Origin of the sequence: Nocardioides segetis (genome assembly GCF_051390595.1) — a bacterium.
Classification (GTDB): domain Bacteria; phylum Actinomycetota; class Actinomycetes; order Propionibacteriales; family Nocardioidaceae; genus Nocardioides.
Window position 1 is genome coordinate 34,977 of sequence record NZ_JBNINR010000022.1, and the last position, 19,737, is coordinate 54,713.

Annotated in this window: 18 protein-coding genes; 3 read left to right on the top strand and 15 right to left on the bottom strand. The window is 72.5% G+C overall.

What is annotated here, in order from left to right; genetic code table 11:
• Positions 1-4 precede the first annotated feature (4 nt).
• The 4 genes from ACPZVR_RS23935 to guaB all read right to left on the bottom strand — a co-directional run bounded on the left by ACPZVR_RS23935 (position 5) and on the right by guaB (position 3,649).
• Positions 5-1,111 carry a GuaB3 family IMP dehydrogenase-related protein gene (locus ACPZVR_RS23935; RefSeq protein WP_436702196.1) on the bottom strand — a complete coding sequence of 369 codons (1,107 nt, stop codon included), beginning with the start codon at positions 1,109-1,111 and terminating at the stop codon, positions 5-7.
• Between the two features lie 26 nt (positions 1,112-1,137).
• The gene (locus ACPZVR_RS23940) at positions 1,138-1,641 is read right to left on the bottom strand and encodes a GNAT family N-acetyltransferase (protein WP_436702197.1); all 504 of its coding nucleotides are present in this window, start codon (positions 1,639-1,641) and stop codon (positions 1,138-1,140) included.
• Positions 1,642-1,696: 55 nt separating this feature from the next.
• A complete protein-coding gene (locus tag ACPZVR_RS23945) occupies positions 1,697-2,071 on the bottom strand; it encodes a hypothetical protein (protein ID WP_436702198.1) in 375 nt (124 codons plus the stop codon).
• Positions 2,072-2,149: 78 nt separating this feature from the next.
• Positions 2,150-3,649: an IMP dehydrogenase gene (guaB, locus tag ACPZVR_RS23950; RefSeq protein ID WP_436702199.1), complete on the bottom strand. Its 1,500-nt coding sequence runs from the start codon at positions 3,647-3,649 to the stop codon at positions 2,150-2,152.
• Between the two features lie 124 nt (positions 3,650-3,773).
• Between guaB and zwf the strand changes: the two genes are divergently transcribed.
• Positions 3,774-5,228 (top strand): glucose-6-phosphate dehydrogenase, encoded by a 1,455-nt coding sequence (gene zwf, locus ACPZVR_RS23955; RefSeq protein WP_436702200.1) that lies wholly within the window; start codon positions 3,774-3,776, stop codon positions 5,226-5,228.
• Here zwf and ACPZVR_RS23960 read toward each other — a convergent pair.
• From ACPZVR_RS23960 to groES, 5 genes are all read right to left on the bottom strand, one after another.
• A complete protein-coding gene (locus ACPZVR_RS23960; protein WP_436702201.1) occupies positions 5,222-6,229 on the bottom strand; it encodes a cytochrome d ubiquinol oxidase subunit II in 1,008 nt (335 codons plus the stop codon). The genes zwf and ACPZVR_RS23960 overlap by 7 nt on opposite strands.
• Positions 6,226-7,626 carry a cytochrome ubiquinol oxidase subunit I gene (locus tag ACPZVR_RS23965; protein ID WP_436702202.1) on the bottom strand — a complete coding sequence of 467 codons (1,401 nt, stop codon included), beginning with the start codon at positions 7,624-7,626 and terminating at the stop codon, positions 6,226-6,228. The genes ACPZVR_RS23960 and ACPZVR_RS23965 overlap by 4 nt, the downstream gene beginning before the upstream one ends.
• A 94-nt stretch (positions 7,627-7,720) precedes the next feature.
• Entirely contained in the window at positions 7,721-8,569 is an 849-nt protein-coding gene (locus tag ACPZVR_RS23970) for a GNAT family N-acetyltransferase (RefSeq protein WP_436702203.1), read from the bottom strand.
• A gap of 138 nt (positions 8,570-8,707) precedes the next feature.
• Positions 8,708-10,333 (bottom strand): chaperonin GroEL, encoded by a 1,626-nt coding sequence (gene groL / locus ACPZVR_RS23975; protein ID WP_436702204.1) that lies wholly within the window; start codon positions 10,331-10,333, stop codon positions 8,708-8,710.
• A 93-nt stretch (positions 10,334-10,426) separates the two neighbouring features.
• A complete protein-coding gene (gene groES / locus ACPZVR_RS23980; RefSeq protein WP_056710771.1) occupies positions 10,427-10,720 on the bottom strand; it encodes a co-chaperone GroES in 294 nt (97 codons plus the stop codon).
• Between the two features lie 203 nt (positions 10,721-10,923).
• Between groES and ACPZVR_RS23985 the strand changes: the two genes are divergently transcribed.
• Both ACPZVR_RS23985 and ACPZVR_RS23990 read left to right on the top strand, forming a co-directional pair.
• Positions 10,924-13,077: an MMPL family transporter gene (locus tag ACPZVR_RS23985; RefSeq protein WP_436702205.1), complete on the top strand. Its 2,154-nt coding sequence runs from the start codon at positions 10,924-10,926 to the stop codon at positions 13,075-13,077.
• A 12-nt stretch (positions 13,078-13,089) separates the two neighbouring features.
• Positions 13,090-14,265 carry a THUMP-like domain-containing protein gene (locus tag ACPZVR_RS23990; protein WP_436702206.1) on the top strand — a complete coding sequence of 392 codons (1,176 nt, stop codon included), beginning with the start codon at positions 13,090-13,092 and terminating at the stop codon, positions 14,263-14,265.
• A 7-nt stretch (positions 14,266-14,272) separates the two neighbouring features.
• Here the strand turns inward: ACPZVR_RS23990 and ACPZVR_RS23995 are convergent, their stop codons facing one another.
• The 6 genes from ACPZVR_RS23995 to ACPZVR_RS24020 form a co-directional block, all read right to left on the bottom strand.
• Positions 14,273-15,166: an oxygenase MpaB family protein gene (locus ACPZVR_RS23995; protein WP_436702207.1), complete on the bottom strand. Its 894-nt coding sequence runs from the start codon at positions 15,164-15,166 to the stop codon at positions 14,273-14,275.
• A gap of 4 nt (positions 15,167-15,170) precedes the next feature.
• Complete coding sequence (gene tsaD, locus ACPZVR_RS24000; RefSeq protein ID WP_436702208.1) at positions 15,171-16,232, bottom strand: tRNA (adenosine(37)-N6)-threonylcarbamoyltransferase complex transferase subunit TsaD; 1,062 nt, start codon at positions 16,230-16,232, stop codon at positions 15,171-15,173.
• Positions 16,229-16,693, bottom strand: a complete 465-nt coding sequence (locus ACPZVR_RS24005) for a GNAT family N-acetyltransferase (protein WP_436702209.1) — start codon at positions 16,691-16,693, stop codon at positions 16,229-16,231. The genes tsaD and ACPZVR_RS24005 overlap by 4 nt, the downstream gene beginning before the upstream one ends.
• A 10-nt stretch (positions 16,694-16,703) precedes the next feature.
• Entirely contained in the window at positions 16,704-17,327 is a 624-nt protein-coding gene (gene tsaB / locus ACPZVR_RS24010) for a tRNA (adenosine(37)-N6)-threonylcarbamoyltransferase complex dimerization subunit type 1 TsaB (RefSeq protein WP_436702210.1), read from the bottom strand.
• A 24-nt stretch (positions 17,328-17,351) separates the two neighbouring features.
• Entirely contained in the window at positions 17,352-18,542 is a 1,191-nt protein-coding gene (locus ACPZVR_RS24015; RefSeq protein ID WP_436702211.1) for a glycoside hydrolase family 16 protein, read from the bottom strand.
• A gap of 206 nt (positions 18,543-18,748) precedes the next feature.
• Positions 18,749-19,663, bottom strand: coding sequence for a glycoside hydrolase family 16 protein (locus ACPZVR_RS24020; protein ID WP_436702212.1), 915 nt, complete (start codon positions 19,661-19,663; stop codon positions 18,749-18,751).
• Between the last annotated feature and the right edge of the window lie 74 nt (positions 19,664-19,737).

The window sequence follows — 19,737 nt, forward strand, 5'->3', positions numbered from 1 at the left end:
GGCCTCAGTGGGCGACGACCTCGACGCGCTGGAACTCCTTGAGCTCGGTGTAGCCCGTGGTCGCCATCGAGCGCTTGAGCGCACCGACGAGGTTCATGGTGCCGTCGGCGACCCGCGAGGGGCCGAAGAGGATCTCCTCGATGGTGCCGATCTGGTCGAACTGCACCCGCTGGCCGCGCGGCAGGTCGGCGTGGTGCGCCTCGGCGCCCCAGTGGAAGCCGCGGCCCGGCGCGTCGGTGGCGCGCGCGAACGGCGAGCCCACCATGACCGCGTCGGCGCCGCAGGCGATCGCCTTGGCGAGGTCGCCCGACGTGCCGATCGAGCCGTCGGCGATCACGTGGACGTAGCGGCCGCCCGACTCGTCGAGGTAGTCGCGGCGGGCGGCGGCGACGTCGGCCACCGCGCTCGCCATCGGGACGGCGACGCCGAGCACGGTGCGCGTCGTGTGGGCCGCTCCCCCGCCGAAGCCGACCAGGACACCGGCGGCGCCGGTGCGCATGAGGTGCAGGGCGGCCTGGTGGGTCGCGCAGCCGCCGACGATGACCGGGACGTCGAGCTCGTAGATGAACTCCTTGAGGTTCAGCGGCTCGGCCTGGCTGGAGACGTGCTCGGCCGACACCGTCGTGCCGCGGATGACGAACAGGTCGACGCCCGCGTCGGTCACCGTCTTCGCGAACTCCTTGGTCCGCTGCGGCGAGAGCGAGCCCGCGACCGTGACGCCCGCGTCGCGCATCTCGCGCAGCCGCTCCGCGATCAGCTCGGCCTTGATCGGCTCGGTGTAGATCTCCTGCAGCCGGCGGGTCGCCTCCTCGCCCTGGAGGCCGGCGACCTCGTCGAGCAGCGGCTCGGGGTCGTCGTACCGCGTCCACAGGCCCTCGAGGTTGAGCACCCCCAGCCCGCCGTAGCGCCCGAACTCGACCGCGGTCTTCGGCGACATGACCGAGTCCATCGGCGCGGCCAGGATCGGCAGCGAGAAGCGGTAGGCGTCGATCTGCCAGTCGACGCTGACCTCCTCGGGGTCGCGCGTGCGCCGGGACGGCACGATCGCGATGTCGTCGAAGGAGTACGCCGTCCGGGCTCGCTTGGCGCGGCCGATCTCGATGTCGCTCACGCCGACGAGGATATCGGGGCGGGCCGTCAGGGCCGCATGCCGGCGAGGTCGAGGAACATGACATGCAGCCCGACGCAGCTGCCGTCGGGGCGCCGGAAGGCGCCGGGAACGGTGCCGATCACCTCGAAGCCGAGACTGCGCCACAGCGCGACGGCCACCATGTTGGTCGCGACCACGGCGTTGAACTGGATGCCGGCGAACCCCTGCGCACGGTGCCACGCGACGACGTGCTCGCCCAGCGCCCGGCCGACGCCCGTTCCCCGGGCGGCGCTCGCCACCATGAAGGACGCCGTACCGATGTGGCTGCCCTGGGCGGGCCGGTTCGGGCCCATCTTCGCCGTGCCGACCACGACGCCGTCGACCTCGGCCACCGCGACCGCACCGGGCTGGCCGAGCCAGAAGTCGCGGGCGTCCGCGTCGTCGAGCACGGGCAGGGCGTAGGTCTCCCCCGCCGCCAGCACCTCGCGGATGATCGCGGACACGGCGGGCCAGTCGGCGTCGCGGTAGGCGCGGAGGGCAGGGTCGCTCACCCGGCCCAGGCTAGTGCCGCGTCTCGGACCCGGCACGAGACCAGGCCCGGGGACCTCAGCGATCGTCCTGGTGCCGTCCCCGGGCCGGCGGGTCGAGCTCGTCGGCCTCTCTCAGCCGGGCCTGCTGCTCGGCGCGCTCGCGCTCGAAGAGGTCGCGCCTCTCCTGCGCCTCGGCCTCGAGCCGGTCGGCCTCGGCCCGCGCCTGCTCCGACTCCGCCGCGACGTGGCGCGCCTCGGCGTCGTGCCGGCGCAGCCGGCCCTCGCGCTCCCGCACCTGCGTGCGCAGCTCGTGCGCGCGGTGGCGGCTGCGCTCGCGCCGCTGCCTCATCGCGACCAGGACGAGCGCCCCCAGCACCACCAGCGCCACGACCACGTAGACGGCGATCCACCCGGGATCGCCCGCTTCCCCGAACCACTCCTCGGCGTCCATCTCGGCTCCCTCCTGCCCCTTCCGATGCGGTACCGCCGCATCGGCGCGGCATACCCGCGAGCGGGGACGCCGACGGGACTACCGGTGGTAGTTGGGCGCCTCGACGGTCATCTCGATGTCGTGGGGGTGGCTCTCCTTGAGCGAGGCGGACGTGATCCGGATGAACCGGCCCTTGTCCTGCAGCTCGGGGATGGTGCGGGCGCCGACGTAGAACATCGACTGCGACAGTCCACCGAGGAGCTGGTGGGCGACGCCGGCGAGGGGACCCTTGTAGGCGACCCGACCCTCGATGCCCTCGGGGACGATCTTGTCGTCGCTGGTGACCTCGGCCTGGAAGTAGCGGTCCTTGGAGTAGGACTTCTTGCCGCGCGAGGACATGGCGCCGAGCGAGCCCATGCCGCGGTACGCCTTGTACTGCTTGCCCTGGTGGAAGACGACCTCGCCGGGCGACTCCTCGCAGCCCGCGAGCATCGAGCCGATCATCACGGACTCGGCACCGGCGACGATGGCCTTCGCGATGTCGCCGGACTGCTGGAGACCGCCGTCGGCGATGACGGGGACGCCGGCGGGGCGGGCCGCGAGGGAGGCCTCGTAGACGGCGGTGACCTGCGGGACGCCGCAGCCGGTGACCACGCGCGTGGTGCAGATCGAGCCGGGTCCGAAGCCGACCTTGACCGCGTCGGCGCCCGCGTCGACGAACGCCTGCGCGCCCTCGCGCGTGGCGACGTTGCCGCCGATGACCTGGACGTGGCGGGTGGCCGGGTCGGACTTGAGCCGGCGGACCATGTCGAGCAGCAGGGTGACGTGACCGTGGGCGGTGTCGGCGACGAGCACGTCGACGCCGGCCTCGATCAGCGCGGTCGCCCGCTCCCAGGCGTCGCCGAAGTAGCCGATGGCCGCACCGACCATGAGCCGGCCGTCGGCGTCCTTGGAGGCCAGCGGGAACTGCTCGGACTTCACGAAGTCCTTGACGGTGATCAGCCCACCGAGGCGGCCCTCGTCGTCCACCAGCGGGAGCCGCTCGCGCTTGTGCTTGCGCAGCAGGGCGGTCGCGTCGTCGCGGGAGATGCCGACCTTGCCGGTGAACAGCGGCATCGGCGTCATCACCTCGTCGACCTTGGTGGTGGCCCACTCCGCGACGGGCGTGAACCGCAGGTCGCGGTTGGTGCAGATGCCGAGGAGGCGGTTGTCGGCGTCGACGACGGGCAGGCCGGAGACGCGGTACTCGCCGCAGATCCGGTCGAGCTCCTCGAGCGTCGCGTCGGGGCCGATGGTCACCGGGTTGGAGATGATGCCGGTCTGGGTCCGCTTGACGAGGTCGACCTGGTAGGCCTGCTCCTCCGCGGACAGGTTGCGGTGCAGGATGCCGATGCCGCCCTGGCGCGCCATCGCGATGGCCATCCGCGACTCCGTCACGGTGTCCATCGCGGCGCTGATCAGCGGCGACTTCAACGAGATCTCGCGGGTCAGCCGCGAGGTGGTGTCGATGTCGTCCGGCGCCAGGTCGGAATGACCCGGCAGCAGCAGGACGTCGTCGTAGGTGAGACCGAGTGCGGCGAACTTGTCCGGGACCTCCACCACACCATCGTAGTGCGTGACACCGGTCACCCCCTTGACGGGCCGGAGAGGCTGGAGGCATGAGCACCCCACGCCGCTCGTCGCCTCCGCTGCGCGCCGCCGCACGACGTCCCGAGGCCTCCGCGTGAGCTCGGACCTGGACCCCCACGTGCTGGTGCTCTTCGGGGCGACCGGCGACCTCGCCGCGCGCAAGCTCTTCCCCGGGCTCTACCGGCTGGCCGCGGCCGGACGCCTGCCGGAGCACTTCGAGGTGATCGGCAGTGGTCGCCACTCCCCCGGCGGCGACGACGAGTTCCGCGCACAGATCCGGGACGCGCTGGTCGAGTTCGTCGGCGACGTCGACGACGCCGTCGCCCGGCCACTGCTCGAGCGCACCCGGTTCGTCGCGTCCTCCGCGGACGACGGCGCCGCACTCGCCCGCGCCGTCGCGGACGCCGAGGACCGGATCCTCGCCTCGTGCGGCTGCCTGCTGGGCGACGTACGACGCCTGCTCTACCTCTCCGTGCCGCCCGGGGCGGTCAAGGGCATGGTCGGCATGCTCGACCGGGAGGACCTCGTGGACCGGTCGCGCCTGGTGGCCGAGAAGCCGTTCGGCACCGACCTCGCCACCGCTCGGGAGCTGCACGACGTGCTCTGCTCGGCCTTCGCCGAGGACCAGGTGTTCCGCATCGACCACTTCCTCGGCAAGGAGGCGGTGCAGAACATCCTCGCGCTGCGCTTCGCGAACGGCCTGTTCGAGCCGGCATGGAACCGCCACTCGATCGAGTCCGTGCAGATCGACGTGCCGGAGAAGCTCACGGTCGAGGGCCGCGGCAGCTTCTACGAGGGCACCGGCGGCCTGCGCGACATGGTCACCACCCACCTCGCACAGCTGCTGGGCTTCGTCGCCCTGGAGGACCCGCACGCGTTCCGGGCGTCCGCGATCCGCGCCGCGAAGGCCGCGACCTTCTCGGCCGTCCGACCGGTCGACCCCGAGCGCGTCGTCTTCGGCCAGTACGACGGCTACCGCTCCGAGCCGGACGTCGCGGAGGACTCCGACGTCGAGACCTTCGTGGCGGCCGAGATGTGGATCGACAACGACCGGTGGCGCGACGTCCCGTTCTACCTGCGCACCGGCAAGGCGCTCGCCGAGGGCAACCGCACCATCACCGTCCGCTTCCGCGACCCGCGGCACCGGTGGCTGAAGCCCGAGGGCGGCGGGGTGCCCGAGCCCAACGAGCTGATCATCGAGCTGGCCGACCAGCCGCGGGTCGCGATCGACGTGCGCGCCAAGCGCCCCGGGCCCGACATGGCCCTGGTCGAGGGCGTGTTCCGGCTCGACCTCGTCGGCGACGTACCGGGCGCCGATCCGCTGGAGGCCTACGAACGCCTGCTGCTCGACGTGATGCGCGGCGACCGGACCCTGTTCATCAGCTCCGAGGAGGTCGACCGGCTCTGGGAGATCTTCCAGCCGGTGCTGGACCGGCGCCCGCCCGTGGAGGCCTACGCTCCGGGGACCTGGGGCCCCGCCTCGGCGCTCGAGCTGCCGCTCGGCGGCTGGCGGCTCGGCAACCACCCCGCGGCCCCGAACGGTCAGTGACCGGGGCGGGACCACTCCTCGGACTGGGTGAGCCGGAAGAGATACGCCAGCGGCGGTACGACGACCACGACAGCCAGCCCGACCGCGACGAGCAGCCCCTGCAGGGTCGCGGTGGCACCGGCCGCGTCGGCGATGGTGACCTCGTCGACCAGCAGCCACGGGTACTGGCCCACGCCCCACCCGGAGACGACGGCGGCGACGGCGAGGACCGCCGTGATGCGCGCGACGGCGTACCGGCGAGTCCACAGCAGCGCCATGGTGGCGGCGCCCGCCAGGCCCGCGAGCGCCACGAGCGGCGCCGCCCGGCCCTCGAGCCCGGCGGCGAGCGTGGGCGCGTCGCGGTCGATCGGCACCAGGGCCGCGAAGACGATCGCGCCGGTGACCGCACCGACGGCGAGGGCCCGGACGCGCAGCTCCTCGGCCAGCCGGTCCTGCCCGCTGCGCCGCGCGTCGGCCACCAGGAAGACGCCGGCCAGGAAGGCGCAGGTGCCGACGGCGATCACGCCTCCGAACAGCGAGGTCGCGTTGACCCAGGACGACCAGCGGTCGCCCGTCCCGTCGAGCGGCACCCGGCCGGAGGCGATGCCGCCGGCGACCGTGCCGAGGAAGAACGGCGTGATGATCGAGGAGGTCGCGAAGACGATGCCGAACAGGCGGGCCTGGGCCAGCGTGGCGGCGTACTTGCGGAAGGCGAAGCTGGCGCCGCGCAGCACGATCCCGAGCAGGGCCAGCAGGAGGGGCAGCACGAGCGTCGACATCGCGGCCGCGAAGGACTCCGGGAAGCCGGTCCACCAGATCACCAGCACGTAGATCAGCCAGACGTGGTTGGCCTCCCAGACCGGTCCGATGCTGTGGTCGACCAGGGTCCTCAGCTCCGCGCCGCGGCGGCTGCTGCCGGCGGTGAGATCGAAGAAGCCGGAGCCGAAGTCGGCGCCGCCGAGCACGGCGTAGGCGATGACACCGACGAAGAGCGCAGCCGCGACGGCCAGCTCGAGGCTCATGCCCTCACCTCCGGGACCTCCGGGGCGTAGGGACTGGGCAGGTCCGCGTCGCCCGCGCGCCACCGGCGGGCCATCGAGCGGAGGACGACGACCGCGCCGACGGTCATCGCCGTGTAGACCACGGTGCTGATGCCGAGCAGCCACCACAGGCTCGCGGAGTAGTCCCCCACCGCCTCGGGCGTGCGCATGACGCCGTAGACGATCCAGGGCTGACGGCCGACCTCCGTGGCGACCCAACCGGCCTCGAGCGCGATCACCGCGAGCGGTCCGGCCGTCGCGGCGAACCGCAGGAACCACCGCCTCTCCAGCAGGTCGCGCCCTCGTCGGCGCTGGAACCAGAACCACACCACGGCCGCCGCCAGCAGCGTCCCGATGCCGACCATGGTCTGGAAGGCCAGGTGGGTCAGGTTGACCGGCGGATGGTCCTCCTCGGGGATGGTGTCGAGGCCGGGCACCGGCTCGTCGGGCGAGTTCATCGCGATGAGAGACCCCAGGTAGGGGATGTCGATCGAGTACCTCACCTCGCCGTCGACCAGGATCCCGCCCAACCGCAGGGGCGAGGGGCTCTCCGTCGTCTCGGCCAGCTCGAAGGCGGCGAGCTTGGCGGGCTGGCGCTCGTCGAGGCCGAAACCGAGGACGTGTCCCACGAACGGCTGGCTCACCGCGGCGATCGAGGCGAAGACGAAGGGCACCATGAATCCCAGGCGGTGGTGGGCGTCGCGGCGGCCGCGGAGCATGCCGACGGCGTACACGCCGGCGATGGTGAAGCCGGCCAGCATGTAGGCGCCGACCCACATGTGGGCGAACTGCACGAAGGTCTGCAGGTTGAACAGCACCGCCCAGGGCTGGACGTCGGTCACCTCGCCGTCGACGAGCCGGAAGCCGGTGGGCGCGTTCATCCAGGCGTTGACCGCGAGGACGCAGTAGGCGCCGACGACCCCGGTGATCGCCATGGGCAGGACCATCAGCACGTGTCGCTTCGGTGGCATCCGGCCCCAGCCGTAGAGGTAGATGCCGAGGAAGATCGCCTCGAGGAAGAAGGCGAGTCCCTCGAACGCGAAGGGCAGGCCGAGCACGTCGCCGTAGGTGCCCATCAGGCCGGGCCAGAGCAGGCCCATCTCGAAGCTGAGGACCGTGCCGGACACCGCGCCGATCGCGAAGAGCACGGCCGACACCTTCGCCCAGCGCTTCGCGAGCTCGAGCGCGACCGGGTCCTTGCGGCGGATGCCGATCAGGTGCATCGTGAAGATCATCGCGGGGAACGCGACGCCGAAGCAGGCCAGCACGATGTGCCAGCCGAGCGAGAGCGCCATCTGCTGCCGGGCGGGCAGCAGGCCCGCGGGTTCGGCCTCGGCGGCGAGGTGGGTGAGGGCGGTGACGACGTCGGGGGCCAGCACTCTTCGACCGTAACCCTTGTGAATGCGTTCACAAAGTCGCCGCAGGTGTCACTTCCGCCACACCGACCGAGATAGGGGTACGCCGACGGGCGGGTCAGCGGCGCAGGTCGGTGAGCGCGATCCGCACGGTCAGCGACTCCCCCGCCATCCGGATCCGGCCCCGCATGCCCGCGGCGAGCACCATCGGCAGGACCGCCTTGGTGTCCGACGGCGCGGTCAGCACGATCTCCTCCGCCCCCGCCGAGCGGGCCGCGCGCGCGACCTCGGCGAGCAGCCGGGTGCCCACGCCGCGCCGGTGCCAGGCGGGGTCGACCCACAGGTCGACCGGCCACGGGGCGTCGCCGTCGGCGGGCGTGTACTCCGCCCGGCCCGCGACCTTGCCGGCGGCGAGCGCGGACACGACCTCCCCCGCGGTCACGAAGTCCGGGTCGCCCGCCCCGGGCTGGTGCGGCGCCGGCGGGGTCTGGGCGTCGAGGACCTCGCCGACGAGCTCCGCCAACGCGTGGGCGCGCGCCCGCTCGGTCGGGGTGAAGGGGGTGTCGCGCCGGATCTGGATGGTGGCCGAGCCGCCGACCACCATCTCCAGCACGTCGTCCGCACCGGTGCTGGGGGCGATGTCGGCGTCGAACAGCCGGGCGGCCACGTCCGGGAAGCTCGCCGGCTGGGCGATGATCGCGCGCACCGCCTGGACGTAGCGGGTCGGCTGGTCCTCGAGGGCCGCGGTCGTGACGGGGTCGGCGGACACCGCCTCGCCGCCGGCGCGGGTCACCAGCTCACGGAGCTGGTCGCGGGTCCAGTCCTGGGGGACCTGGAGCACCAGCTCGTCGGTCACCGAGGGGCCCGCCGGGAACACCTGGACGGTGACGATGTTGACCCCCGCCCGCCCGCAGGCCGCGGCCAGCTCGGCCAGCGCTCCGGGGCGGTCGGCGAGTCCGGCTCGCACGCGCCACAGCATGTCGCCCACTATGCCGGACGAAGGTCACGCCGCGCGATCATCGATGTTTCATCGACCCGTCGCATCTAAACCCCAAAAACACGCCGACCCGTCGCGTTCGAACGCGACGGGTCGGTGTGGAGTGGATCAGTGGCCGTGGCCGTGCCCGTGGCCGTGACCGGCCGCCTCGGGCTCCTCCTCGACCGGCTTGTCGACGACCAGGGTTTCGGTCGTCAGCAGCATGCCCGCGACGGAGACCGCGTTGGCCAGCGCCGAGCGGGTCACCTTGACCGGGTCGATGACGCCCTGGGCGAGCAGGTCGCCGTACTCGCCGGTGGCGGCGTTGTAGCCGTTGCCGACGCCGAGCTCGCGAACCTTGTGGGTCACGACGTAGCCGTTCTCGCCACCGTTCTCGGCGATCCAGCGCAGCGGCTCCTCGACGGCCTTGCGGACGATCCGCACGCCGATCGCCTCGTCGCCGGTCAGGCCGAGCTCGTCGTCGAGCGACGCGGAGGCGTGGATGATCGCGGAGCCGCCGCCGGGGACGATGCCCTCCTCGATCGCGGCGCGCGTCGCGGAGACGGCGTCCTCGATCCGGTGCTTCTTCTCCTTGAGCTCCACCTCGGTGTGGGCGCCGACCTTGATCACCACGACGCCGCCGGAGAGCTTGGCCAGCCGCTCCTGGAGCTTCTCGGTGTCCCAGTCGGAGTCCGAGGCCTCGATCTCCTTCTTGATCTGCTCGACGCGGCCCGCGACCTCGCTCTCGGCGCCGGCCCCGTCGATGATCGTGGTGTTGTCCTTGGTGACCACGATGCGGCGGGCCTGGCCGAGCACGTCGAGGCCGACCTGGTCGAGCTTGAGGCCGACCTCGGGCGAGATGACCTGGCCACCGGTCAGGATCGCGATGTCCTGCAGCATCGCCTTGCGGCGGTCGCCGAACGCGGGCGCCTTGACCGCGACGGCGTTGAACGTGCCGCGGATCTTGTTGACGACCAGCGTCGAGAGCGCCTCGCCCTCGACGTCCTCGGAGAGGATGAAGAGCGGCTTGCCCGCGGCGATGACCTTCTCCAGCAGCGGCAGCAGGTCCGCGATGGCGCTGATCTTGCCCTGGTGGATGAGGAGGTACGGGTCGTCGAGGACCGCCTCCTGGCGCTCCGCGTCGGTGACGAAGTACGCCGAGATGTAGCCCTTGTCGAACTGCATGCCCTCGGTGAACTCGAGCTCGGTCGAGGGGGTGTTGGACTCCTCGACCGTGATGACGCCGTCCTTGCCGACCTTGCCGAAGGCCTCGGCGAGCAGCTCGCCGATGTGGCTGTCGCGCGAGGAGACGGTCGCCACCGAGGCGATGTCCTTCTCGTCGTCGACGTCGCGGGCCGCGGCCTTGAGGGCGTCGGCGACCGCGCCGGCGGCGGCGTCCATGCCCCGCTTGAGGCCCATCGGGTTGGCGCCGGCGGCGACGGCGCGCAGGCCCTCGTGGACCAGCGCCTGGGCGAGGACGGTCGCGGTGGTGGTGCCGTCACCGGCGACGTCGTTGGTCTTGGTGGCGACCTCCTTGGTGAGCTGGGCACCGAGGTTCTCGAAGGGGTCGTCCAGCTCGACGTCGCGCGCGACGGTCACACCGTCGTTGGTGATCGTCGGGGCGCCCCACTTCTTGTCGAGCACGACGTAGCGGCCCTTGGGGCCGAGGGTGACCTTGACGGTGTTGGCGAGGGCGTCGACACCGCGCTCGAGCGCGCGCCGGGCGTTCTCGTCGAACTCCAGGATCTTGGGCACTGCTTACTCCTTGGGTGTGGAAAGCCGAACGCCCGGGACGTCGAGCACCGGATCACTGGTGCGGGACGTCCCGGGCGGCGTGAGGCTTCGGGATCAGGCCAGGACCGCGAGGACGTCGCGGGCCGAGAGGATGAGGTACTCCTGGCCGGAGTACTTGACCTCGGTGCCGCCGTACTTGCTGTAGATGACCTTGTCACCCACGGCCACGTCGAGCGGAACGCGGTTGCCGTTGTCGTCGATGCGACCGGGACCAATGGCCAGGACCTCGCCCTCCTGGGGCTTCTCCTTCGCCGTGTCGGGGATGACCAGACCAGAGGCGGTGGTCTGCTCGGCCTCGAGGGGCTTGACGACGATCCGGTCCTCGAGCGGCTTGATGTTGACCGACACGATGTCGACCTCCACTTTCTAAGACGTCTGTGTGTCCTGCAGGGCGTCCTGCAGCTGTCCTGCACTGGCACACTCGCGGTGAGAGTGCCAGAAACGAAACTAGCACTCTCCGCAAGGGAGTGCCAGAGCACGCCCGCAGGAGGGCGCGATCACGACCAAAGTCGGTTGACCTGACGTCGGGGCAGGCCACTAGCGTTCTCGACATGTTTGCTGCGCTGGGCCGCTTCGTGACCCGTTTCCGTTGGTATGTGATCGGCGCGTGGGTGCTCCTCGCCGTGATCGTGGGCGCCACCGCGCCCGCCCTCGAGTCCACCCAGGACAACTCCGAGTTCCTTCCCGACCACTACGAGTCGATCCAGGCGCTGAAGCTGCAGGAGGACAAGTTCTCCGACGCCTTCTCCCCGGGCGCGATCCTCGTCATCGAGCGCGAGGACGGTGGCGCGCTCACCTCGGACGACCAGACCGCCGTCGCCGACCTCACCCAGGAGCTCGCGCCGACCCTCGGCACGAAGACCTTCCAGCAGATGGTCATCGCGCAGAACGAGGTCGGCGAGCCCAACCTGTCCGAGGACGGCACGGTCATGTTCGCGATCATCCCGCTCGCGGACGGCGCCACCGGCTTCGACCCGCAGGCGTTCGACGACGCCGAGCAGCTCCGCGACGACATCGACGAGCTGACCGAGGGCTCGGACCTCGAGGTCCGCGCGACCGGCGCCGTGCCCCAGGGCCTCGACTCCCAGGAGTCGAGTGAGAGCACGCTGCTCATCGTCGGCGTCGCGACCGTCGTGCTCATCGTCGGCCTGCTCGCCCTCATCTTCCGCAGCGTGCTGATCTGCCTCCTGCCGATCGTCGTGGTCGGGCTCGTGTCGTCCATCGCCACCGGCGCCATCGCCTGGGCCAACGACATCTTCGGGCTCAAGGCCGACGCCTCGGTGCAGCAGATCCTCATCGTCGTCCTCTACGGCGTCGGCACCGACTACATCCTGTTCTTCCTGTTCCGGCACCGCGAGCGGATGCGCCAGGGCGCGCCTGTCAAGGACTCGGTCGTGCACAGCCTCGACCGGGCCGGCGAGGCCATCGCCTCCGCCGGCGGCGCCGTGATCGTGGCGTTCATGGCGCTGATCCTCAGCTCGCTCAGCATCTTCCGGGCCATCGGCCCCGCGCTGGCGATCGCCGTGTTCGTGACCCTGCTGGCGGCACTCACCCTGGTGCCCGCCGTGGTCTCGCTGCTCGGCAAGGCGCTGTTCTGGCCGTCGAAGTCGTGGCAGAAGGAGCCCAAGCACGGCACCTTCATCAAGCTGGGCAACACCGTGGGCCGGCGCCCCGGCCTCACCGCGCTGGTGTCGGGCGGTGCGATGACGATCCTCGCGATCTTCGCCCTCAGCTTCAGCCCGTCCTTCGACTTCAACTCCAGCCTGCCCGAGGGCGTCGAGTCGACCGAGGCGATGGAGACGTTCCAGGAGCACTTCTCCGCGGGCGCCGCCGAGCCGGTGCCGGTGCTCGTCGACGCCGAGGGCGCCGAGGTGACCCCCGCCCAGCTCGAGTCGTTCAAGAGCGCGCTCGGCGAGGCCAAGGGCGTCGACCAGGTGACCGGCCCCGTCCCCTCCTCGGACGGCTCCGCCTACCAGTACTACCTGACCCTGCACGACGACCCCGTCTCGGACGCGGCCCAGGACAACGTCGACGGCCCGATCCGCGACGCCGCCCACGCCGCCGCCCCCGAGGGCACCGAGGCGTACGTCGGCGGCACGCCGGGCATCTTCGCCGACATGTCCGCGGCGATGGCCCGCGACTACAAGGTCGTCTTCCCCGTCGCCGCGGCCGTCATCCTGCTGATCCTGGCGCTCCTGCTGCGCAGCCTGGTCGCGCCGTGGTTCCTCATGGCGGCGGTCGGCCTCGGCTTCGCGGCCACCCTGGGCATCACCGTGATCGCCTTCCAGCACATCGGCGGCGAGTCCGGCCTGATCTTCATGCTGCCGATCTACATCTACCTGTTCGTCACGGCGCTCGGCACGGACTACAACATCTTGATGATCGCGCGCCTGCGCGAGGAAGCGCGCGAGGGCCGTGACCCGCACGGCGCGGCGGCCCAGGCCGTCACGCACGCCGGGCCGACGATCGCCGCGGCCGGCGTGATCCTCGCCGGGACGTTCGCGTCGCTGATGCTGGGTGGCAACACGCTGATCGTGTCCATGGGCTTCGCGCTCGCCGTCGGCATCCTCATCGTGTCGTTCGTGATGTCGATGTTCTTCACCCCGGCGCTGACGTCGCTGCTGGGCCACGCCGCCTGGTGGCCCGGCCACGGTGACGAGAAGCGCGACGACGAGCCGGAGAAGGAGCTCACGCCCACGGCCTGACAGGATCGGGGTGTGGACCTCGACGACTTCCGGTGGCTGCTGACCGATGAGGGCCAGGCCCTGCTCGCCGAGGCCACGGCCCTGGTCGCCGCGGGCACCGCGCCGCTCGCCGCCGGCTCCGCGCTGCGTCGTACGACGACGCCGGAGCGGGCGGCGACGGCGCTCACCCAAGTGGAGCTGCGTGGGCGAGCGATCGCGAAGTTCGGGGACCGCGCGCCGCGGATGTACTTCACGCCGGACGGGCTCGAGCAGGCGACCCGGCTCCGGGTCGCCGAGCACCGGGCGGGCCGCGCGGCGGCGTTCGGGGCACGCACCCTGGTCGACCTCGGCTGCGGGATCGGCGGCGACCTGGTCGCGGCCGCCGCGGCGGGCCTGGTGTGCGCCGGCGTCGACCTCGACCCGGTGCGGGTGGCGGTCGCCCAGGCCAACCTGGACGCCCTGGGCCTGCCCGGCGCCGTCCAGGTCGCCGACGCGACGACGGTCGACCACCGCGGCTTCGACCTCGCGTTCGCCGACCCGGCACGCCGTTCGGGGTCCGGCCGCACCTTCCGGGTCGAGGACTGGACCCCGCCGTGGTCGTGGGTCGAGGGACTGCTCGACCGGGACGCCTGCGTCAAGGTGGCGCCCGGCATCCCGCACGCGCTGGTGCCCGACGACGTCGAGGCCGAGTGGGTGAGCGACGACGGCGAGGTCAAGGAGGCCGCCCTGTGGGCCGGGCGGACCGCCACGGTCGCGCGCCGCGCCACCGTGATCGGCACCGGCGGCCTGGCGACGCTCACCGACGAGGACGACCCGGGCATCGACGCGGTCGGGGTGCGGGCGGTCGGCGACTTTCTCTACGAGCCCGACGGAGCCGTGATCCGCGCCGGGCTGGTGACCGGGGTCGCGGCGGGGGTCGGCGGCGGCCTGGTCGACCCGAAGATCGCCTATGTCACCGCCGACCAGCCGTTCCGGACGCCGTTCGCCCGCAGCTATCGCGTCCTCGAGACCCTCCCCTACCGGGAGAAGCAGCTCAAGGCGGCCCTGCGCGAGCGCGGCATCGGCCGGCTGACCATCAAGAAGCGCGGCGTCGAGGTCTCCCCGGAGGCGCTGCGCAAACGGCTCTCGCTGCACGGCGACGCCGAGGCGACCGTGGTGCTGACCCGCGTGGCCGGCGAGGGCACCGCCCTGCTCGTCGAGCCCTTGTGAGCCGGCCTCACCGACCCTGGCCGGGGAGGTCCATGGTGCGCCCGCCGCGCGCCAGCACGGCCCGCTCGCTGCGGATGACCGTCTTGTGCAGGTCCGCGTTGTCGCCGCGGCGCACCCACGCCGGCAGGGCGTGCCGCGAGGTCCGCGCGAAGGTCGTGGCCCCCCGCCAGGCCAGTGCGTGGGCCGCGGTCCAGCGCAGGCCGTAGAGGCGGCGCACCGGCGGCGGCAGCATCCCGACGACGAGCAGGTTGGTCACCGTGACGCCCGGTCGGGCGAGCAGCGGGACCGGCATGTCGCGGGCGATGGCCCGGCCCACCACGCGGGCCTCCTCGGTCAGGTGCATGCGGCCGGAGGCGAACCAGTCCGCCATCCAGCGCTCGAACTCCGCGGCCGTCGCCGGCGCCACCGACCTCGGCATGCCGAACAGCTCGCCGAAGCGGACCCAGTCGGCCCACAGGTCCTCCTTCTCCCCCGCGCTCAACGGACGCACCAGCGTCTCGAAGGCGACCCGGGAGGAGTCCGCCAGCATCGCCATCGTCCAGAGCATCAGCTCGGGGTCGAAGGCGTCGTACGGCGTGCCGCGGGCGAAGGAGCCCTCGTCGCGGGCGAGCTCGCCGCGGACCCGGGTGTGCAGGTCGTGGACGGCGGCGAGCAGCCGGTCGGCCTCGGCGCGCGGGGCGAAGAAGATGGTCTCGAAGGCCAGCGCGGTGCGGGCCAGCCGCTCGAACGGGCGCTCCTTGGCGAGCGTCGACTGGGAGGTCCCGACGTAGGGCACCGGGTGGGTGGCGCCGATGATCAGCGCCCGCTGGCCGTAGGTCTGCCCGACCGCGCGGTGCGACTGCACGAAGCGCAGCATCGACCCCTCGGGGAAGTACCCGTCGTCGCCGCGCGCCTCGTCCATCGCCTCAGCCTGCCAGGACCTCGGTCACCGGGAGGCTGGAATCGGCAGGAAGGTCGAGCGGCGAGGGCGCCCGCCCCCTCTCCACCATGGTCGCGCCGAGGGCGGCGACCATCGCCCCGTTGTCGGTGCACAGGCCGGGGCGCGGCACCCGGACCCGGATCCCGAGGCAACCCGCGCGCTCCTCCGCGAGCGCGCGCAGCCGGGAGTTCGCGGCGACACCGCCGCCGATCATCAGGTCCTCGATGCCCTCGGCACGCGCGGCGTCGAGCGCCTTGCGCACCAGGACGTCGCAGACCGCCTCCTGGAAGGACGCGGCGACGTCGGCGACCGGCACCGGCTCGCCGGAGCGCTCCCGCGCCTCGACCCAGCGGGCGACAGCGGTCTTGAGGCCCGAGAAGGAGAAGTCGAAGCGGTGCCGCTCCAGGTCGCGGCGGCTGGTGAGCCCGCGGGGGAAGTCGATCGCGACCTGGTCGCCCTCGCGGGCGGCGCGGTCGATGTGGGGACCGCCGGGGAACGGCAGCCCGAGCAGCCGCGCGACCTTGTCGAAGGCCTCGCCGGCCGCGTCGTCGATGGTCGCGCCCATCGGGGCCACGCCGTCGTCGTGCCCGGTGATGTCGGTGACCTTGAGCAGGCTCGAGTGCCCCCCGGAGACCAGCAGCGCCAGACACGGCTCGGGCAGCGGCCCGTGCTCGAGCTGGTCGACGGCGACATGCGCCGCGAGGTGGTTGACCCCGTAGATCGGCGTGCCGAGCGAGAGCGCGAGCGCCTTGGCGGAGGCGACGCCGACGAGCAGGGCGCCGGCGAGGCCGGGCCCGTGGGTCACCGCGATCGCGTCGACGTCGCTCAGCGCCACACCGGCGGTGTCGCAGGCCCGCTGGATGGTCGGGACCATCGCCTCGAGGTGGGCCCGGCTCGCCACCTCGGGTACGACGCCGCCGAAGCGCGCGTGCTCCTCGACGCTGCTCGCGACGGCGTCGGCGAGCAGGGTGCGGCCGCGGACGATGCCGACGCCGGTCTCGTCGCACGAGGTCTCGATGCCGAGCACCAGGGGTTCGTCGCGGGTCACGGCACCATTGTGACGGGTCTCGCCAGCACGACCGCGGTGGTGCCGTCCCGGTAGTAGCGGGCCCGCCTCCCCAGCTCGCCGAATCCGTGACGCTCGTAGAACAGCCGCGCCGGCGTGTTGTCCTCGCGCACCTCCAGCAGCAGCCGGGAGGCCCCGCCCCGGGCCGCGACGGCGTGGACGCCGCCCAGGAGCGCCGTCGCCACGCCGGCGCGGCGCAGCGGCACCGGGACCGCGATCCGCTGCAGCTCCGCGTCCACGTCCACCACGCTGACGACGGCATAGCCGGCGAAGGAGGCGTCGTGCTCGGCGACGACGACGGTGACCGTCGGGACCCGGCCGGCGACGCCCTCGTCGATCAGGTACGCCGACCACGGGTCGAGCGGGAACGCCTCGGCCTCGAGCGCGGCGATCACGGCGACGTCGGCAGGCGTCGCGGTCCGGACGGTGGTGGACCCGGTCATCCCAGGACGCTCATCGGGCCCGCTCGACCGCGTCGGGGCGACGCAGGTAGAGCGGCTCGGGCGCCAGCACCGCGACCCGGCCCTCGACGACGCCGCGCGCCAGCCAGGCGGCGGCCGGGCGCTCCGGACCGCGGGCGTCGGGGAACGCGTCGGGGTACAGGCGCGCGCCCTCCCCGACGGCGGGTCCGTCGGTGGCGAGCGCCGCCGGCCGGTCGACGACCGGCTCGTCGAGGCGCACGCCCCGGGCGTCGTACGACGCGCGGTAGACCTCCTTGCGCCGGGCGTCCGTCGCGACGACGAAGTCCCCCGAGACCGCGCCGTCGGCGACCGCCTCCAGGGCGAGCGCGTCGAGCGAGCACACCCCGTGGACGGGTACGCCGAGCACGTGGGCCATCGTGCGGGCGGTCACCAACCCGACCCGGAGTCCGGTGAACGGGCCGGGCCCGACGCCGACCGCGAGGGCGCTGAGGTCGGCCGGTCGCACGCCGGCCTCGGCGAGGACCCGCTCGATCAGGGGCGCCAGCTGCTCGCCGTGGCGCATGCCCCGGTCGGAGGTCGCCGTGGCGGCGATGCCGGTGCCGTCGTGGAGCGCGACGGTCACCGTCGGCGAGGCGGTGTCGAAGGCGAGCAGCACGCCCCGAGGCTACCGTCGCGGTCGCTACTTCCAGACCTTGACGTAGTCGACCTCGAGGGTCGTCGGGGTCCGGGCGCCGCCGAGGAAGGTGTTGACGCCGGTCCCGCTCAGCAGCTGGGAGAAGCTCATGATGAAGCGCTTGCGGAAGCTGGCGGCGCCGGCGGTGTTGGTCAGGCACGTCCGGCCGTCGACCGAGATCGTGAGCCGCTCGGCGCTCCACTCCAGCGCATAGGTGTGCCACTGCCCGCGCGGGGCCAGGCAGTTCCAGGCCGTGTTGAGTCCCGGGACCGGGCCACCGTTGTCGTTCCACGTGTAGTGCAGGAAGGGGATGGCGAGCTGCGGGTAGGCCGCGTAGGTCTCGACGATGTCGATCTCGCCGGAGGCGGGCCAGGTCGCGTCCGAGCTGTAGCGGGTGTCGGGCCACAGCCAGAAGGCCTCCTGGGGGCCGGCGAAGGAGACCGCCTGCGACCTCATCCGGGCCTCGAACCGGCCGTACTGCTGGCTCCACTTCCAGAACGTGTTGACCGAGCCGGTCACGTAGGAGGCACGAGTGCCGTCCTTGCGCAGCGGGCACTGGTCGGCACGCGCGGCCGGGCGCGCGGTGAGCCGCAGCGAGCCGCCGCTCACCTCGACCGTCTCGGGTGTGTCGACCATGCATGCGGCGCCGCTGGTGGTGCCGTCCATGACGTGCCAGGAGCGCAGGTCGAGGGCCGATCCGTCGAACTGGTCGACGAAGGAGCACTGGTAGGTGCCCCCGCCGGCCCAGCCGGGCCGGTCGAGCAGCGTCCCGCAGGCGTCGCTCGGCTTCGGCTTGGCGGTGGCGACGGGCCCCGCGGTCGGCCCCGCGGTCGGCTCGGTGGCGGCGACCGGCGCGACCGTGCGGGCCCGGCTGGTCCGGCCCTCGGAGACGACGCGATAGTCGCGCGCTCGGTCCACGGGCCGCGCGGTGCCCCGCACGGCGATCCGGAAGGTGCCCCGCCGCGAGGCGCGATCACGCCCGACCGCCTTCCAGCCGCCCCGGGCCCGCACCTGGAGCCGCACGTTCGCGCGCGGGCGGGCCTTGCCGGTGAACACGATGCCGGCCCCGCCCTGTCGCGGCTTGTCGAGAGCAGGCGCCTGGCGCCCACCGGCCGCGGCGGCGGGCGTCGCCAGGCCCCAGGCCACCAGGCACATCATCACCAGCACTGCCAGTGTCCTCGCGCGCACCATCACCATCGGTCCCCCAGTCGAGTGGTCTCGCGGACGACGCTAGGAAAACAGCGCCCCCGCGCGGCACCACCGTGAAGCCGGGATTCGTGGCCCCAAACGACGAGTGGTCCCGGGACGTTCGTCCCGGGACCACGCTGGCCGATCGGTCATCCGCCGGCCATCACCCAATTCGGTGAAGGGCGGCTCAGCGCGCTGTGCTCACTGCCACACGCTCACTGCCACACCTTCACGTAGTCGACCTCGAGGGAGGAGGGCAGGACGGAGGAGCTGGTGATCCGGTTGACGCCGGAGTCGCTGACCAGCTGCGAGAACGCCATGATGAAGCGCTTGCGGAAGCTCGCCGCGCCGTCGGTGTTGACCAGGCAGGTCCGGCCGTCGACCTTGATGATCAGCTTGTACGCCGTCCACTCCAGGGCGTAGGTGTGCCACTGCCCGCGGGTCGCGGCGCAGTTCCAGGCCGTGTTGAGGCCGTGGATCGGACCGCCGTTGTCGTTCCACGAGTAGTGCAGGTAGGGGATCGCCAGATCCGGGTAGGCGGCGTAGGTCTCGACGATGTCGATCTCCCCGGAGGCGGGCCAGAAGGCGTCGCTGCTGTGGCGGGTGTCGGGCCACAGCCAGAACGCCTCCTGCGCGCCGGGCCCGCGGGCGACGTCGGACTTCATCCGGGCCTCGAACCGGCCGTACTGCTGGCTCCACTTCCAGAAGGTGTTGACCGCGCCGGTCGCGTACGGCGCCCGGGTGCCGTCGGCCCGTTGCGGGCAGGTGGCGCTGCCGCCGGAGGGTCGCGCGGTGAGCCGGAGGATCCCCGAGCCGACCGACACGGTCTGCGGGTTGTCGAGGTTGCAGGCCAGGCTGCCGCTCGGACCGTCCATGACGTGCCAGTACTGGCTGTTGAGCGAGGTGCCGTCGAAGTGGTCGACGAAGGTGCACTTGTAGTAGCCGATCAGGTTCGGGCGACGCACCCGCTGCCCGCAGGCGTCGCCCGAGCCGGCCGCCGCCGCGACCGTCGCGGCCGCGACGGTCGCGGCCGGTGCGCCCGCCCGGGCCTGCGGCATCGCCTGCACCTGGAGGCCGAGCACCAGCAGCAGCAGTGCTCCGGCCAGTGACAGCACACGTGTGAACCCCATGATCCCCATGTCCCTCTGCTCCCCCTGAGCGTCGTCCACAGCGCTCGTCGCATGTGGGCTAACCCGGACCCTAG